The organism is Streptomyces pseudoechinosporeus (genome assembly GCF_054783935.1).
On record NZ_BAAGPS010000009.1, the window covers coordinates 830,967 to 845,873 of the forward strand.

Annotated in this window: 11 protein-coding genes and 1 pseudogene; 5 read left to right on the forward strand and 7 right to left on the reverse strand. The window is 70.9% G+C overall.

The window, feature by feature from the left end; translation table 11 throughout:
- Positions 1 to 67: 67 nt before the first annotated feature.
- The 6 genes from ACYVO6_RS15150 to ACYVO6_RS15175 all read right to left on the reverse strand — a co-directional run bounded on the left by ACYVO6_RS15150 (position 68) and on the right by ACYVO6_RS15175 (position 8,061).
- The gene (locus ACYVO6_RS15150) at positions 68 to 790 is read right to left on the reverse strand and encodes an alpha/beta fold hydrolase (protein WP_461061330.1); all 723 of its coding nucleotides are present in this window, start codon (positions 788 to 790) and stop codon (positions 68 to 70) included.
- A gap of 34 nt (positions 791 to 824) precedes the next feature.
- Complete coding sequence (locus ACYVO6_RS15155) at positions 825 to 1,796, reverse strand: alpha/beta hydrolase (protein WP_461061332.1); 972 nt, start codon at positions 1,794 to 1,796, stop codon at positions 825 to 827.
- A gap of 276 nt (positions 1,797 to 2,072) precedes the next feature.
- Positions 2,073 to 2,984, reverse strand: a complete 912-nt coding sequence (locus tag ACYVO6_RS15160) for a helix-turn-helix domain-containing protein (RefSeq protein WP_461061334.1) — start codon at positions 2,982 to 2,984, stop codon at positions 2,073 to 2,075.
- A 136-nt stretch (positions 2,985 to 3,120) separates the two neighbouring features.
- Positions 3,121 to 4,185 carry an NB-ARC domain-containing protein gene (locus tag ACYVO6_RS15165; protein ID WP_461061336.1) on the reverse strand — a complete coding sequence of 355 codons (1,065 nt, stop codon included), beginning with the start codon at positions 4,183 to 4,185 and terminating at the stop codon, positions 3,121 to 3,123.
- A 2-nt stretch (positions 4,186 to 4,187) separates the two neighbouring features.
- Complete coding sequence (locus ACYVO6_RS15170; RefSeq protein WP_461061338.1) at positions 4,188 to 5,147, reverse strand: AfsR/SARP family transcriptional regulator; 960 nt, start codon at positions 5,145 to 5,147, stop codon at positions 4,188 to 4,190.
- 31 nt (positions 5,148 to 5,178) lie between these two features.
- Positions 5,179 to 8,061 carry an AfsR/SARP family transcriptional regulator gene (locus ACYVO6_RS15175; RefSeq protein ID WP_461061340.1) on the reverse strand — a complete coding sequence of 961 codons (2,883 nt, stop codon included), beginning with the start codon at positions 8,059 to 8,061 and terminating at the stop codon, positions 5,179 to 5,181.
- 234 nt (positions 8,062 to 8,295) lie between these two features.
- Here ACYVO6_RS15175 and ACYVO6_RS15180 point away from each other — a divergent pair, with 234 nt between their 5' ends.
- Both ACYVO6_RS15180 and ACYVO6_RS15185 read left to right on the forward strand, forming a co-directional pair.
- Positions 8,296 to 8,961 (forward strand): dienelactone hydrolase family protein, encoded by a 666-nt coding sequence (locus ACYVO6_RS15180; RefSeq protein ID WP_461061342.1) that lies wholly within the window; start codon positions 8,296 to 8,298, stop codon positions 8,959 to 8,961.
- Between the two features lie 104 nt (positions 8,962 to 9,065).
- Positions 9,066 to 10,223: an amidinotransferase gene (locus tag ACYVO6_RS15185; protein ID WP_461061409.1), complete on the forward strand. Its 1,158-nt coding sequence runs from the start codon at positions 9,066 to 9,068 to the stop codon at positions 10,221 to 10,223.
- A gap of 97 nt (positions 10,224 to 10,320) precedes the next feature.
- Here ACYVO6_RS15185 and ACYVO6_RS15190 read toward each other — a convergent pair whose 3' ends face one another.
- Positions 10,321 to 11,487: an alkaline phosphatase PhoX gene (locus tag ACYVO6_RS15190; RefSeq protein ID WP_461061344.1), complete on the reverse strand. Its 1,167-nt coding sequence runs from the start codon at positions 11,485 to 11,487 to the stop codon at positions 10,321 to 10,323.
- A 369-nt stretch (positions 11,488 to 11,856) separates the two neighbouring features.
- On the opposite strand from ACYVO6_RS15190, the gene ACYVO6_RS15195 reads away from it, so the two are divergent.
- From ACYVO6_RS15195 to ACYVO6_RS15205, 3 genes and pseudogenes are all read left to right on the forward strand, one after another.
- The gene (locus ACYVO6_RS15195) at positions 11,857 to 12,984 is read left to right on the forward strand and encodes a LacI family DNA-binding transcriptional regulator (RefSeq protein ID WP_461061346.1); all 1,128 of its coding nucleotides are present in this window, start codon (positions 11,857 to 11,859) and stop codon (positions 12,982 to 12,984) included.
- Positions 12,985 to 13,273: 289 nt separating this feature from the next.
- Positions 13,274 to 14,653, forward strand: a complete 1,380-nt coding sequence (locus tag ACYVO6_RS15200; protein WP_461061348.1) for an ABC transporter substrate-binding protein — start codon at positions 13,274 to 13,276, stop codon at positions 14,651 to 14,653.
- A 1-nt stretch (position 14,654) separates the two neighbouring features.
- Positions 14,655 to 14,907 (forward strand): annotated as a pseudogene (locus tag ACYVO6_RS15205) (sugar ABC transporter permease); the annotation flags it as partial.

The window sequence follows — 14,907 nt, forward strand, 5'->3', positions numbered from 1 at the left end:
TCTGCGGGAAGACGGACGGGCCGCGCGGACGCCATACCGGAGTCCGTCCGCGCCGTCTGCCGCCTCGTCAGCTCGTCGCGCGCACCGCATCGCGGATCAGATCGGCGACCTCCTTCGGCTGGGACACCGCCACCGCGTGCGAGGCACCCTCGAGCTCGACGATCGTCGCCCCGGCCCGCTTCGCGCCGAAGCGCTCGACCTGGGGGTTGATCGCCTGGTCCGCGCCGGCCACGAGCGCCCAGGAGGGCTTGGTCTGCCACGCGGCCGCCGAGGCCGTCTCCTCGAACACCGCGGCGGCCAGCGGACGTTGGGCCACCGCGAGGACCTTGGTGACGGCGGCCGGCACGTCGGCGGCGAAGACCTCGGGGAACGCCTCGGCGTTGATGGTGACCTCGACCGCGGGCTCCGCGCCCTCGACCGGGTACGTCCACTCCTTGAGGTTGCTGACCAGCGGCGAGAGGGGGAAGCGGCCCTGCAGCTCACCGAGGCTTTCGCCCTCTTCGAGGACGTAGGCGGCGACGTAGACCAGACCGACCACGTTCTCCGTGGTGCCCGCCACGGTGATGAGCGCACCGCCGTAGGAGTGGCCGACAAGGACGACCGGGCCGTCGATCTGAGACGCCACGGACGCGATGTACGCGGCGTCCGACGCCAGGCCGCGCAGCGGGTTGGGTGGCGCCACCACGGGGATGCCGTGGTTCTGCAGCTCCGCGATGACACCGGTCCAGCTGGCGGCGTCGGCGAACGCGCCGTGCACGAGAACGGCGGTGGGGGTGGGGCTTGTGCTCATGTCTGGGTGTCTCTCCTTGTCATGGCGCGCGGTGTCAGCTGCCGTGCAGCGCGGAGCGCAGCGTGCCGGTGGCCAGCGTGATGGCGGCCTGGGCGGCGTGGGTCTCGCGCAGGGCGTTGAGCATCACGAAGTCGTGGATGATCGCCTGGAAGCGGACGGCCGTGACCGGCACACCGGCCTGGCGCAGCTTGTTGGCGTACGCCTCGCCCTCGTCGCGCAGCACGTCCGCCTCGCCCGTGATGACCAGCGCCGGGGGCAGACCGGTGAGTTGCTCGGTGGTGGCGCGCAGCGGGGACGCGGTGATCTCGGCGCGCTCCGCCTCGTCGGTCGTGTACTGGTCCCAGAACCACTGCATGCCGTCCCGGCGCAGGAAGTAGCCGGTGGCGAACTGGTGGTACGAGCCCGTGTCGAAGCTCGCGTCGGTGACCGGGTAGAACAACACCTGCTGGACCAGGGGCACGTCACCGCGCTGCTTGGCCATCAGGGTCAGCGCGGCGCTCATGTTGCCGCCCACCGAGTCGCCCGCCACCGCCAGCCGGGAACCGTCCAGGTTCTTGGCGGCGCCCTGCGCGACGACCCAGCGGGCGACCGCGTAGTTCTGCTCGATGGCCACCGGGTAGCGGACCTCGGGGGAGAGGTCGTACTCGGGGAAGACCACGGCCGCGTTCGCGCCCACGGCGAGTTCGCGCACCAGGCGGTCGTGGGTGTGGGCGTTGCCGAACACCCAGCCCGCGCCGTGGATATAGAGGATCACCGGCAGGGTCCCCTCGGCGCCGGCGGGTTTGACGATGCGGGCCCGGACGCTGCCCGTCGGGCCGCCCGAGACGGTGATCCACTCCTCGTCGACGGCGGGCTTCTCGATCTCGCCGGACTGCACCTCGTCGACGGCCTTGCGGCCCTCGGCGGGCGGCAGGTCGAAGAGGTACGGCGGATTGGCGGTCGCCTCCACGAAGGCGGCTGCCGCCGGCTCCAGCACCGGCTGAACCGGCTCGACGGCATCGGACATGTGATTCTCCTGGTGTTTCGTGGGTGGTGTTCGTGGGTGATGTGCGGGGTCGTCGATCAGCACGCTAAAACCGCCAGGCCGACGCAAATTGCCCAGGAGTGCACCGGAACTGATCCCAAAGCGCACGAAAAGAGGGGTGCCGCAAGAGGTAGCGCGCCGGAAGTGCGCAGTCAGCGCGCATTCAGTGCGCTGCCGGGATACTCGCCTCACCGGTCTGTTCGACCTGATCGACGGTGCCGCCGGTACGGCGTCCGGCGCATGCTGACAGCCGGGCGCTCACCGGCCGCGCGGCCGCGCCTCCCGCCCGGCGGTGTCCCGCCACTCGCTCGGAGACATGCCGTACGCGGCCCGGAACACCCGGCTGAAGTGCGTGGCGCTCATGAAGCCCCAGCGGCCGGCGACCGCCGCGATGGTCCGCCGGCCCTGGATGCCGAGTAACAGGTCGCGCCGGCACTCCTCGAGCCGGCGGCGCTGGATCCACCGGCCGACCGTCGTGCCCTCGTCCTGGAAGAGCTTGTGCAGGTACCGCACCGAGATGTGATGGGCCACGGCGATCGCCTCGGGCGACAGGTCCGCGTCGGCCAGATGCAGATCGATGTGGCGCAGGATCCGTGACACCAGCGGTGACGGGGCGGCGGGCGTACCCGTCGCGTCCCTGCCCAGCTGCTCGGTGGCGAGGGTGGCCAGCAGGTTCACGGCGTTCCAGGCGAGCATCTCGCCGACCTGCGGCCGGGACGAGGCGGCCGTGTCGGCGAGTTCGGACAGGAACGGCGACAGCAGCGTGCCCAGCCGGGAGGCCCGGGTCACCGGAGCCGTCACGACCTGCTGTACGTCGCACTCCTCCAGCCCCAGCGACTCGCGCGGCACGAGGAAGACCTTGAGGCGGACCTGCTCCGGGAAGTCCGGCGTGGGGGGCCGGCGAGCGTCGTAGAAGCAGATGTCTCCCGGTGCGAGGAGGATGTCGGGGGGCCGCCGTACGACGGGAGCCGCGTAGCAGCCTCGTACGCCCACGAAGAGGTACTCGCCGCTGTCCCGGGCGACCAGCCGGTGCGCCGCGGGCTGGGGCAGCCCCTCACCGGGCAGCCGGGCGGGCGTCTCGTCGGAGACGACGATGTCGAGGCCCATGAGCATCCGGCACACCCGCCGCTCGCCGCCCTCGACTCCGATGGTGCTGATGTCGGACGTCATCTGTCGCTGCCTCCGAGGCCTGCCAACAACTGTCATTCACTGCGCTCGGAGCGTAGGAAGGAAGATGTGTAAAAAGTGTGACGACGGAGTGACAGCGCTTTCGGACCTTCCACGGAGTCTGTGCGGGTGCCTCGCCTCAGGCCTCGAGGTCGCCGACGCCGCCGACGTACGACGAGTGGTCGAGCAGCCGCTGCCGTGCGGCCCGGCGCTCCGCCGCGGAGTCGTGTGCCTGGGTGAGTTCGGCGGCGAAGGCGCGCAGCAGGTCGTGCGGGGCGTAGCGGCCCGGCGTGTGCTCGGTGAGCAGGTGGGCGTCGGAGAGTTCGGCGAGGATCCGTCGGGTGCGGCGGGCGGGCATGTCGGCGAGGGCGGCGGCCCCGTCCACCGCGAGATCCGGGCCGGGGTGCAGGGACAGCAGGCGGAACAGCCGTGCGCCCACGGGCGGCAGACGCCGGTAGGAGGCGGTGAAGGCGGCGCGCGCGTCGGCGGCCCCGTCCGGGCCGGCGAAGGCGTCGAGACTCCCCCGGGAGTGCCGCAGTTCGGTGGCGATGGCCGCCAGCGGAAAGTCCGGGCGGCTGACCGCGCGGGCGGCCACGATGGCCAGCGCCAGCGGCAGCCGCCCGCAACGCGCGATGATCTCGTCGGCCGCCGCGGGCTCGGCGGCCAGGCGTTCGGATCCGGTGCGCAGGGCCAGCGAGGCCCGCGCGTCCGCGACCGACGGCAGATCGAGGCGCAGCGGACGGGCACCCGAGGCGATCAGGCTGGGCAGCCCGTTGCGGCTGGTGACCAGGGTCAGACAGCCGGGCGAGGCGGGCAGCAGCGGCCGTACCTGCTCGGTGTCGGCCGCGTCGTCGAGCAGGACGAGGAGCCGTCGGCCGGCCAGCAGACTGCGGTACAGGCCGGCGAGCGCGTCCGTGCTCCCCGGCATACGGCCGGGCAGCACACCGAGCGCCGCGAGCATCCCGCGCAGCGCCTGAGCGGGGTCCAGGGGAGCCCTGGCGGGGTCGAACCCCCGCAGCTCGACGTAGAGCTGACCGTCCGGGAACCGGTCGGCGACCCGATGCGCCCAGTGGGCCGCGAGCGTGGTCTTTCCCATGCCCGCCATTCCGCTGATCAGCACGGTCGCGGGCGTCCCGGCGGCGGCTGACGCGGCGTCGGTGATGTCCCGCAGGGTGCTCAGCTCGTCCCGCCTGCCCGTGAACACCTTCAGGTCGGGCGGAAGTTGGGCGGGTAGGGCGAAGGGGCCGGGTGGGCCGGGGGCTGATGCGTGGGCAGGGCGAAGCGGCCCGGCGCGGCGGGGCCGGCGAAGAGGCTCAGCCCGCCCGGCCTGTCGAAGGGCGCCGGCGGTTCGGACGGCGTCGACTCCTTCGCCCGGTCGGGGGTCGCCGGCCGCAGCTCCTGGCGGAGCACCCGGGTGTGCGCCGCGGCCAGTTCGGCGCCGGGTGGGACCCCCAACTCCTCGGCCAGCAGCCGTCGTACGTCCTCGTACGCGGCCAGCGCCTCCGCCTGCAGCCCGGAGGCGGCCAGCGCCATGACGAGCCGGGCGTGCAACGACTCGTCCATGGGGTCGAGTTCGGCGGCCCGGCGGAGCCTGGGCAGGACCTGTTCGGTACGGCCGCACAGCAGTGCCGCGTCGGCCGCCATCCGAGTCGTGTCGACGAGTTCGCGCTCCACCGCGGCGAAGAGGGCGTGCCGCCGCGCCGACGCGGGGATGCCCATCGCCACCGGACCGCGCCAGCCGCTCAGCGCCTCGGTGAAGTGCCGCAACGCCGCCTCTGGCCGCCCGGTGGCCGCGGCCCTTTTGCCCTGTTTGGTGAGTGCGCGGAACCGCAGCAGATCGACCTCGTCCTCGTCCGCTTCCAGCAGATAGCCGCCGGCACGGGGCAGCAGCCGACGGCCGGGCGCCCGGGGCGGCAGCCCGGGTTCGAGCAGTCGCCGCAGCGAACCGGCGTAACGGCGCACCACGTTCATCGCGCTGGCCGGCGGCCGCTCGGCCCACAGCACGTCGACGATCTCGCTCACCGGCACGGGCCGGCCCGCCTGCACCACGAGCAGGCCCAGCAGGGCCCGCTGCTGAGGAAACCCGAGATCGAGCTCCCTCTCCTCCCGGCACACTCGCAGGGGCCCCAGTACCTCGAACCGTGTCAATTCTTCGAACTCCGTCATGAAACGGTGCCGTCACCCGGAGCCGTGGCGGTCATGAGCTGCGTCGTTCACCCTGACCCCGCAGCCGGGCCCGTACGTCATCGGCGTCGGAGTGGCCGAGGGAGGTGAAGACGGCCAGAGCTCGCTGCCAGGCCGCACGGGCGCTGTCCTCGTCGCCCATCGCGCGATGGGTGTCGCCGATGCGGACCAGGGTGCAGGCCTTCAGATACGGCACGTCCAGGTCCTGGTAGAGGGTGAGCGCGTTGCGGTAGCCGAGGAGCGCGTGCGGGTGGCGGCCGAGGTGGTGATGGGCGTAGGCGATGCTGTCCCAGGTACTGGCCTGTCCGTAACGGTCGCCGAGTTCCTGGAGCAGAGACAGGGCCTGGAAGCAGTGGCTCAGGGCCTGCCGGTACTCGCCGAGCAACGCGTGGTACCAGCCGACGGAGTTGAGGACGCTGGCCTGCGCGGCCCGGTGGCCGACGGCCCGGAACAGCTCCAGGGCCAGCTGGTTGTGACGCAGGGCACTGGCGAGGTCGCCCTGCTGGTCGCACTCCCAGCCGAGGCTGCGGTGGGTGTTGGCCCGCCCGATGTCGTCCCCCAGCTCGGTGAACAACTCCAGGGCGCGGTCGAGTCGGGGCCGGGACAGGTCGTGCAAACCCAGCCGTCCCTCCGCCCGGGCCAGTCCGCGCAGGCCACGCGCCTCCCAGACGGGATCGGCAAGCCGCAGCGCGGCGTCGAGCGCGGTGCGCTGGGCGGCGGCCCAGTCGTGCCAGTGGCCGCGCCGGTCGAAGAAGGGTTCCAACGACCAGGCGAGGAGGCAGGCGAGTTGGTCGTGAGCGGCGTGCGGGGCGGGGCTGACGTGCTGTGCGGCCGCATCGATCACGGCCAGCAGCACCGGGTACTCCGCGGTGAGCCAGGCCAGGGCCTGCTCGTCGTCGGCGAGCGGTTCAGCGGTGACCCCCGCCGGGGGCGGCCCCGGCGGCAGCGGGTCGGCCTGCGGTGCGATCAGCAGGCCTGCGGCATGGGCGGTGTGCAGGTAGTGCGCGTACAGGCGGTCGGTGGCCGCCCGGCGCTCGGGCTCCGGGTGACGGGCGCGTACGAGTTCGGTGGCGTGGGCGCGCAACAGGTCGTGAAACGCGTACCGCCCGGGCGCGTGCTCGCCCAGGAGATGGACGTCGGCGAGTTCGGCCAGGAGCAACCGCGCTGCCCGTCCGGGGAGTTCGGCGAGGGCGGCCGCGGCCGGTACGGAGATGTCCGGGCCGGGATGCAGGGCGAGCAGCCGGAAGAGGCGGGCCGCCCCGGGCGAGACGGCGCCCAGGGACCAGGAGAAGACCGCGCCGACGTTCGCGGAGGTATCGGTCCGGCTGAAGGCGTCGAGGCTGCCGTGCGCCTCGCGCAGTTCGGCCGCGATGGCCGAGAGCGGGAAGTGGAGATGGGCGGCCGCGCGGGCCGCGACACAGGCCAGGGCCAGGGGCAGCCCGCCGCACAGGGCGGTGATCTCGGCCACCGCCGGGGACTCTCCGGCGAGCCGCTCGGCGCCCAGCCGGCGGGCGAGGAACGCCCGCGCCTGCTCGGCGTCGAGCGGACGCAGGGTCAGCGAGTGGGCCCCGTGCGCGGACACCAGCCTGGACAGCTGATGGCGACTGGTGACGATGGTGAGGCAGCCGGGCGTGCCGGGCAGCAGCGGCCGTACCTGATCGGTGTCGCGGGCGTTGTCCAGCAGCACGAGGAACCGCCGTCCGGCCAGCAGACTCCGGTAGAGCGCCGCCTGCGCGTCCACCCCGTGCGGGACGCGCTCGGGCGGCACGCCCAGCGCGTCCAGGAAGGCGCGGACGGCCTCGCCCGCGCTCATGACCGCGCCCGACGGGTCGAAGCCCCGGAGATTGACGTAAAGCTGCCCGTCGGGGAACCGGTCGGCCACACGATGGGCCCAGTGCACGGCGAGCGTGGTCTTGCCGATACCGGCCATGCCGCCGATGGCGGTGATGACCACCGTGTCGGCGGACCGCTGTTTCCGTTGCTCGTCGTGGTCGCTCACCAGGAGTGCCAGTACCTCGTCCAGTTCGGTACGGCGTCCGGTGAATGTCGGGAGGTCGTGGGGGAGTTGGGCGGGCGCCGGTAAGGAGGCCGTAGCGGGAGCAGGGGTGTCCGGGGTGGTGGCTGTGGGGGGTGTCTCGAGCAGTACCGCGCGGTGGGCGTCACGCAGTTCGGGCCCGGGGTCGATGCCCAACTCGTCGGCGAGCAGGGCACAGGCGGCCTGATACGTGGTCAGTGCCTCGGGCCGCCGCCCGGTGGCCGCCAGGGCGAGTATCAGCCTGGCCTGCAGCGGCTCGTCCAACGGGTTGCCGGCGGCGGCTTCCTGGAGTTCGGGCAGGACCGCGTCCGGCACACCGGCGTGCAGCGCCGCGTCGGCCGCCTCCCGCACGGCGGCCAAACGCTCGCGGTCGACCGAACCGAATCCCGCCCGCTCACGGACCTCCGCCGGGATCCCGGCAGCGACCGGCCCTTGCCACAAGGCCAGTGCCTCGGTGAGGAGTTCGACGGCTCGCATGGGCGACTCGTCCACGACGGCCTGCCGAGCCGCGTCCCGGAGCCCGCGGAAGCGCAGGAGATCCAGCGAGTCGCCGTCGGTCGCCAGCCGATAGCCGCCCGCCTCCCGCATCAGCCAGCGGCCGGCCGCACGGGTGGGCAATCCCGGCTCCAACAGCCGTCGTAGCGACCCCACGTGACGGCGAATCACATTGACCGCATGGTCCGGCGGACGCCGACCCCACACCACGTCGACGATCTCGCTCACGGAGACCGGTCGGTCGGCCCGCACCAACAGCAGTGCCAGCAGCGCCCGTTCCTGGGGACGCCCCAGCGTCAGCTCCACCCCCGCCCGCTGCACCCGGACCGGCCCCAGGACCGCGAACCGCACCGGCTCCAGCGGCAATTCGGCCCCCTCTGATCTCGTACCCCTGGCTATAACTTTACGTGACATGCAAGGTAACCCAGAGTAACAGTCTGTCCATGCGCGCGCAGGCTCCGGATCTTGGTTGCGCAGGCGCTTGGCCAGGGGCGTGGAGGGGGTGTCGCCCTGGGAGTGCCGGAAAAGGCGCGTACCGGATCTCTCCTTGGGTACCCGGGACACCAAAAGCCCAACGAGTATCACGTTGGGAGGCAGCAGATGATCTCCGACTTGGTGTTGGTACCCGCACGAGGGGCCCCGCTCGCAGGCGATCTGGTCGTCCCCGGCCCGGTGCGGTCGGTGGTGGTCATCACCGAGGGCAGCAGCAGCTCCCGGGGCAGTTCGCGTGACCGCGCGCTCGCCGACACGTTCCACCGGGCAGGAATGGGCACGCTTCTCCTTGATCTCCTCACTGAACTGGAGAAACGGGCAGACGCACGCTCGGCCCGGCATCTCTTCGACATCCCGTTCCTGGCCCAGCGGCTGGTGGCTGCCATCGACTGGCTGGAGCAGCGGCCGGAGACCGCCGATGTCCCGGTGTGCCTGTTCGGCGCCGATACGTCGGCTCTGCTGGCGGCTGCAGAGCGGCCCCGACGCGTCTCGGCCGTGGTCGTCCGAGGCGGGCGCCCGGATCTGACGTACGACGCGCTGCAGAGCGTCCAGGCCCCGGTGCTGTTCATCGTCGGCGGCGATGACGAGACAGACCCGCGAATCGACCAGGAGACGGCCGGAAAGCTCAGCGCGCCGAGCGAGATCCACGTCGTGCGCGGCGCAACGCATCTGTTCCATGAGCCAGGGGCCCTGGAGGAAGTGGCTACTGCGGCTCGGCACTGGTTCGTCTCCCACCTGGGGAACGGACGGGGGAGCGGACGCCGCTCGGCCTGAACGTCGACCATGGCCGGCCTTCTGGTGTGTTTCAGCACGCCACTTTGAGCGACACGTTGGGTAAGAAGGTGATGAAGAGTTTCTGCGATCGGGAGCGGTTGAGCATGGCGGTAGTGCGGAGGCCCGGCATTCTGACGGCGGTCGACGACAATGCCCGTACGCCTGACAACGCTGCGGAGCATCTCGTATCGCCGGTCAATTCGCATAACGAGTGGGATCCGCTGGAGGAGGTCATCGTCGGGCGTCTCGATGGCGCGACGTTCCCTTCCAAGCATCCGGTCGTGGACTGCAATATGCCGCCGTGGGCGGCGCGGCTGCTGGGGCTTGCCGCCGGTTTCAGGTATCCGCGCGTGCTGATCGAGCGAGCGCAGCAGGAGCTCGATCAGTTCGTCACTCTCCTGCAGTCCCTCGGCATCACGGTCAGGCGTCCGGATACGGTCGACCACAGGCGACGTTTCGGTACTCCCGACTGGTCGTCGCGCGGATTCTGCAACACCTGTCCGCGGGACAGCATGCTCGTGATCGGCGACGAGATCATCGAGACCCCGATGGCGTGGCCGTGCCGGTATTTCGAGACGCACTCCTATCGCCCGATCCTCAAGGACTACTTCCGGAGTGGCGCGCGCTGGACGGCGGCTCCCAAGCCGCAGCTCACCGACGCATTGTTCGAGGCGGATTTCTCCGTCCCTGAGTCCGGCGAGCCCATGCGCCACATCCTCACCGAGTTCGAGCCCGTATTCGACGCGGCGGATTTCGTGCGCGCGGGACGCGATCTTTTCGTTACGCGGAGCAATGTCACCAATCGCATGGGCATTGAGTGGTTGCGCCGCCATCTCGGGCCTGGCTATCGCATCCACGAGATCGAGAGCCGCTGCCGCACGCCGATGCACATCGATACGACGTTCGTCCTGCTCTCGCCCGGCAAGGCACTGGTCAATCCTGAGTACATCGACGTCGACCGCCTGCCCGCCGTGCTGAGCTCGTGGGACATCCTGATCGCCCCCGAACCCACCCCGATCGAGGAGCACCTGCTCAAGGTCACCTCGATGTGCGGCAAGTGGCTCAGCATGAACGTTCTCATGATCGACGAGAAACGGGTGATCGCGGAGCGGCACCACACCGGCATGCTGCGCGCCCTCGAGAAATGGGGGTTCGAGCCGATCCCGTGCGACCTGCTGCACTACGCGCCGTTCGGCGGATCGTTCCACTGTGCGACACTCGATATCCGGCGTCGCGGCATGCTCGAATCGTATGTCGATTGATCGGCCCACCGATCGTAAGCGGCTATCGCTGTGGGGACAGGCCGGTGACGGTTGGGGCGATATCTTCTGCGCCGCCCCAACCGTCACAGGCTCGCGATCAGGCTGTGGTACGGAACGGGCCGGTCACCTCGTAGGTGATGCCGCCGGAGGAACTGCCGCTCGTACCGCGCTGGCTGGAGAAGTACAGCCGCTTGCCGTCGGGGGAGAAGGCCGGGCCGCAGATCTCCGAGCCGGATTGGCCGGTGATCCGCAGGAAGGGGGCCACGATGTCGTTGGGCGTGATGATGCAGATCTCCATGTTGCCGCCGTCCTCGGCGACGAACAGGTCGCCCGAGGAACTGCCGGTGACGTTGTCCACGCCCGTCAGCGGTGCGGTTCCGTTGGTGACCAGGCTGTCGTCGTAGGCCAGTTCGTAGGTGTTGTTCAGCAGGTTGAGCTGCCAGACGCGGTTGTCGCCCTTGGTGGTGAACCAGACGGTGTCGCTCGCGTAGTGGCAGCCTTCGCCGCCGTTGAAGATCTTGGCGCCGGAGACCTGGTCGCGGGTGTAGGTGGGGGAGCCGTCCGGGTCGGGCACGTTCGTCCAGGTGAAGGAGCCGGAGGTGCCGGTGCCGGCGACCAGCACCTGGAGGGTGCCGGAGGACAGGTCGCCCCAGGTGGTGGGTATGAACCGGTAGAAGCAGCCGTCCGACTCGTCCTCGGTCAGGTAGATCACCTTGCGTACCGGGTCGGCGGCGGCCGCCTCGTGCTTGAAGCGGCCCATCGCGTCGCGGCGGATGGCGGCCTTCACGCCCCACGGGTCGGTCTCATAGACGTAGCCGCGGCTCACTTCCTCACACGACAGCCAGGTGTTCCACGGGGTGGCGCCGCCCGCGCAGTTGTTCCGTGTGCTGGACAGGATGCGGTAGGCGCCCGTGATGGTGCCCGAGGAGTTGAACTTGACGGCGCCCGCGCCGCCACCGGTTCCGATCTCGGAGTTGGAGACGTAGATCCAGCCTGTGCCGTCGGCGAAGCAGGCGCCGCCGTCGGGGGCGTTGTGCCAGGTGTACGAGGTGCCGGGGACGGTCTGGCTGGAGCGGGCGATGACTCTGCTGGTGAAGCCGCTGGGCAGCATGATCCCGTTGGCGTCGGCGGCCAGCAGACCGCCGTACGGGCTGGTGCCGTTCTGGGCGGGGGCCGCGTAGGCGGCGCCGCGCATGAGGGTGCCGCCGAAGACGGCGGCCGAGGTGCCGATCACTGCACCGCGCAGGAAGTTGCGACGTTCCACAGCTACTCCTTCGTCAAACGTCAAAGAGGAGCGGACGATGGCTTGTTGAGCGTCGCCGACTGGTCACAGGGACCCTAGGGCCCCTGGCGGGGGGCGGTAAGGATCCTTTGGACCAACTCTTCCTGGCCAACCGGTGGGTAGATGTCGCGCAGAAACGATCAGTCCGCCACCAAATGAACGACAGGGAATCCAGCGGGGTCCTGCGTTGCGGCGGGGTTGCCGCGATGTTGCGTGAAGTCTTGACACGTTCTGTTCGACTGCGTAGACATGACACCGCAGTCATGACAGCGCAGTCATACGGTGGACCGGCTGCGGGACGACTGGCTGTGACTGGCTAGGATTTGAGCCGCCGAGCATCGGGAGACCGCAATGACGCGAGTGGGAGGACGGGGCGGGAGCCCTGCCGCGCCGCGCAGCGTGGACGTGGCCCGGTTGGCCGGCGTCTCGCAGAAGACGGTGTCGCGGGTCTTCAACGGTGAGCGGTACGTGTCCGACGAGGTGCGCCGGCGGGTGCTGGAAGCCGCCGAGGAACTCGGCTACCGGATGAACAACGCGGCCCGGGCGCTGGCCTCGGGGCGCTCCCGCACCATCGGCGTGGTCACGCTGGGAACCGCCTTGTACGGACCCGCCACGCTGCTCATCGGCGTCGAGCGGGCCGCCCGGGACGCGGGTTACGCGCTCCGCGTGGTCAACACGCTGGAGGGCGACCCGGGGGGCGTCGCCGGGGCCGTGGAGTCACTGCTCGAGCAGGGCGTGGACGGCATCGTCGTATCCGAACCGATCGACGAGGGATCGGTCTCGCTCAGCGTGGACGTGCCGGTCCTCGTCCTCGGTGCGCCCGCGGCGTTCGGCGGTCCCCGGACCGTGGCCGCGGGGGTCGGCGCCGAGTCGCTGGCGCGGGCGGCCACGGAACATCTGCTGGACCTCGGGCATGCGACGGTCCATCATCTCGCCGGTCCACAGCGGTGGTTCGCCGCCCGGGACCGTCTCGAGGGCTGGCGGGCGGCGCTGTCGGCACGCGGCAGGGAGCAGCCGTCCGTCATCGAGGGTGACTGGTCGGCCGCGTCCGGCTACGCGGCGGGCCGTGAGCTCGCCTCCGCCGGTGACGTCACCGCGGTGTTCGCCGCCAACGACGACATGGCCATCGGTCTGATCCGCGCGCTGACGGAAGCCGGCCTGCGGGTGCCTGACGGCGTGAGTGTTGTCGGCTTCGACGACACCCCCGTCGCGGCCTATGTCACTCCACCACTGACCACGATGCGCCAGCCGTTCGACGCCGTGGCACACGACGGGCTCCGGCTCCTGGTGCAAGCCATCGAGAAACCGGACGCGGAGCCGGCGCCGGTACACGATCCGCCGGTCGAACTCGTCGTCCGCGCCTCGACCGCACCCCCGCCGACCCGGAAAGCCCCGGCACGCGGGCGGCGTACGACTTCCCGCTCGAGCGGCTCGGCACACGCACCCCCGGCCGGGGACGGGCCGCCCACCACCCACTGATCCGCACTCGTCGGCCCGGGCGGCACCCCGCTCATGGCCGGGCGGTGAACGCCGCCTGCGCTCACCGCACCTCAACAACCTTCCACGACCGTGGACTTCCGCTGTACGGCACGTGACACGCGTGCCGGCCGCAGCCCGCGCGACGCAGACCCGCAGACCCGAACATGGCGACCCCGATGCCCCGGTAGCGACGTCCGCGCCTCACCCCTCCTCACACCTCTCCCTACCCACCCCTGCGACGCGCCCTCGCAAGGCGCTCCGTTCCACTGCCCCTCGGCGGGAGTTCACCATGCCCCGATCCTTCGTTCCCACGTCCTCCATGAGCCGCCGGCGGTTCCTCGCCGCGACCGGCGCGGTGTCTCTCGGCGCCGCGCTCGCCGCGTGCAGCGGCGACAGCGACTCCTCCGCCTCCGCCGAGCCGGTGAGCCGGGCCGACATCGACAAGGCGATGAAGACGCCCACCGAGCTGACGTTCTGGACCTGGGTCCCGGACATCCAGCAGGAGGTCGCGCTCTTCGAGAAGAAGTACCCCGCGATCAAGGTCAAGGTCGTCAACGCCGGCCAGGGCGTGGCCCACTACACCAAGCTGCGCACCGCGCTGAAGGCCCAAACCGGCGCACCCGACCTGGTGCAGATCGAGTACCAGGCGATCCCCACCTTCACGATCACAGGCAGCCTGCTGAACCTGGCCCCCTACGGCGCCACCGCGCTCAAGGAGCAGTTCGTCGACTGGACCTGGGGACAGGTCAGCGGACCCGGCGGCGAAATCTGGGCGATCCCCCAGGACACCGGACCCATGGGGATGCTCTACCGCAAGGACATCTTCGACCGGCACGGCATCCAGGTGCCCACCACCTGGGAGGAGTTCGCGGCCGCCGCCCGCACGCTCCACCGGGCCGACCCGGACGTCTACCTGACCAACCTGGCGGCGAACGAACCCGCCGCCTGGCACGGCCTGCTCTGGCAGGCCGGCGCCACACCGTATGCCACCTCCGGCAAGAGCAACCTCACCATCAGCGTCGACGACGCCGTCTCCCGGAAACTGGCCGAGTACTGGGGCGGCCTCGCCAAGGAGGGCGTCATCAGCACCGACCCGGACTTCGCCGACCCCTGGTACGCCGGATTCAACAGGGGCAAGTACGCCACCTGGCTCACCGCCGCCTGGGGCCCGTCCTTCCTGTCCGGCTCGGCCAAGTCCACCGCCGGCAGATGGCGGGCGGCGCCGCTGCCGCAGTGGGACGCCGCCAGGCCGGTCTCCGGCAACTGGGGCGGCTCCACCACCGCGGTCACCGCGGCCACCAAGAACAAGATCGCGGCGGCGCGGTTCGCCCAGTTCCTCAACGGCGACCCGGCCAGCGCCAAGATGTTCGCCACCCAGCAGTTCTTCTTCCCGGCGACCAAGGCCCTGCTCGACGACCCCAGTGTCACCGACAGCGCACCCGCCTTCTACGGCGGCCAGCAGGTCAACCAGATCTTCGCCGACATCAGCGACACCGTCTCGCCCGACTTCCAGTGGCCGCCCTTCCTGGACCAGGCGGCGACCGACTGGACCGAGACCGTCGGCAAGTCCCTGGCCGCCAGGTCCGACACCGTCGCCGCGCTGGGCACCTGGCAGTCCCGGCTCACGGCGTACGCCAAGAAGCAGGGCTTCACCGTCGAGGGGGCCTGACGTGGCGGCCACCACCGCGGCCCACGCCGGGAAGTCGCGCCGGGACGGACCGGCGCCGCGACGCCGGCCGGTCTCGGCGGGAGTGCTGTTCGTCGCCCCGTTTTTGATCCTGTTCCTGCTGCTGTTCCTGGCCCCGCTCGGCTACGCCGCCTACCTCAGCCTCTTCCAGGAACAGCTCATCGGCGGCACGGTCTTCGTCGGCCCGGACAACTACGTCACCGCGCTGAAGGACCCGCAACTCCACCACGGCGTCG

Excerpts from the sequence above, each read along its gene's own strand:
- ACYVO6_RS15180 (WP_461061342.1), top strand. The coding sequence starts at position 8,296 with ATGATCTCCGACTTGGTGTTGGTACCCGCACGAGGGGCCCCGCTCGCA.
- ACYVO6_RS15195 (WP_461061346.1), top strand. The coding sequence starts at position 11,857 with ATGACGCGAGTGGGAGGACGGGGCGGGAGCCCTGCCGCGCCGCGCAGC.
- ACYVO6_RS15185 (WP_461061409.1), top strand. The coding sequence starts at position 9,066 with ATGGCGGTAGTGCGGAGGCCCGGCATTCTGACGGCGGTCGACGACAAT.
- ACYVO6_RS15170 (WP_461061338.1), bottom strand. The coding sequence starts at position 5,147 with ATGACGGAGTTCGAAGAATTGACACGGTTCGAGGTACTGGGGCCCCTG.
- ACYVO6_RS15155 (WP_461061332.1), bottom strand. The coding sequence starts at position 1,796 with ATGTCCGATGCCGTCGAGCCGGTTCAGCCGGTGCTGGAGCCGGCGGCA.
- ACYVO6_RS15160 (WP_461061334.1), bottom strand. The coding sequence starts at position 2,984 with ATGACGTCCGACATCAGCACCATCGGAGTCGAGGGCGGCGAGCGGCGG.
- ACYVO6_RS15200 (WP_461061348.1), top strand. The coding sequence starts at position 13,274 with ATGCCCCGATCCTTCGTTCCCACGTCCTCCATGAGCCGCCGGCGGTTC.
- ACYVO6_RS15150 (WP_461061330.1), bottom strand. The coding sequence starts at position 790 with ATGAGCACAAGCCCCACCCCCACCGCCGTTCTCGTGCACGGCGCGTTC.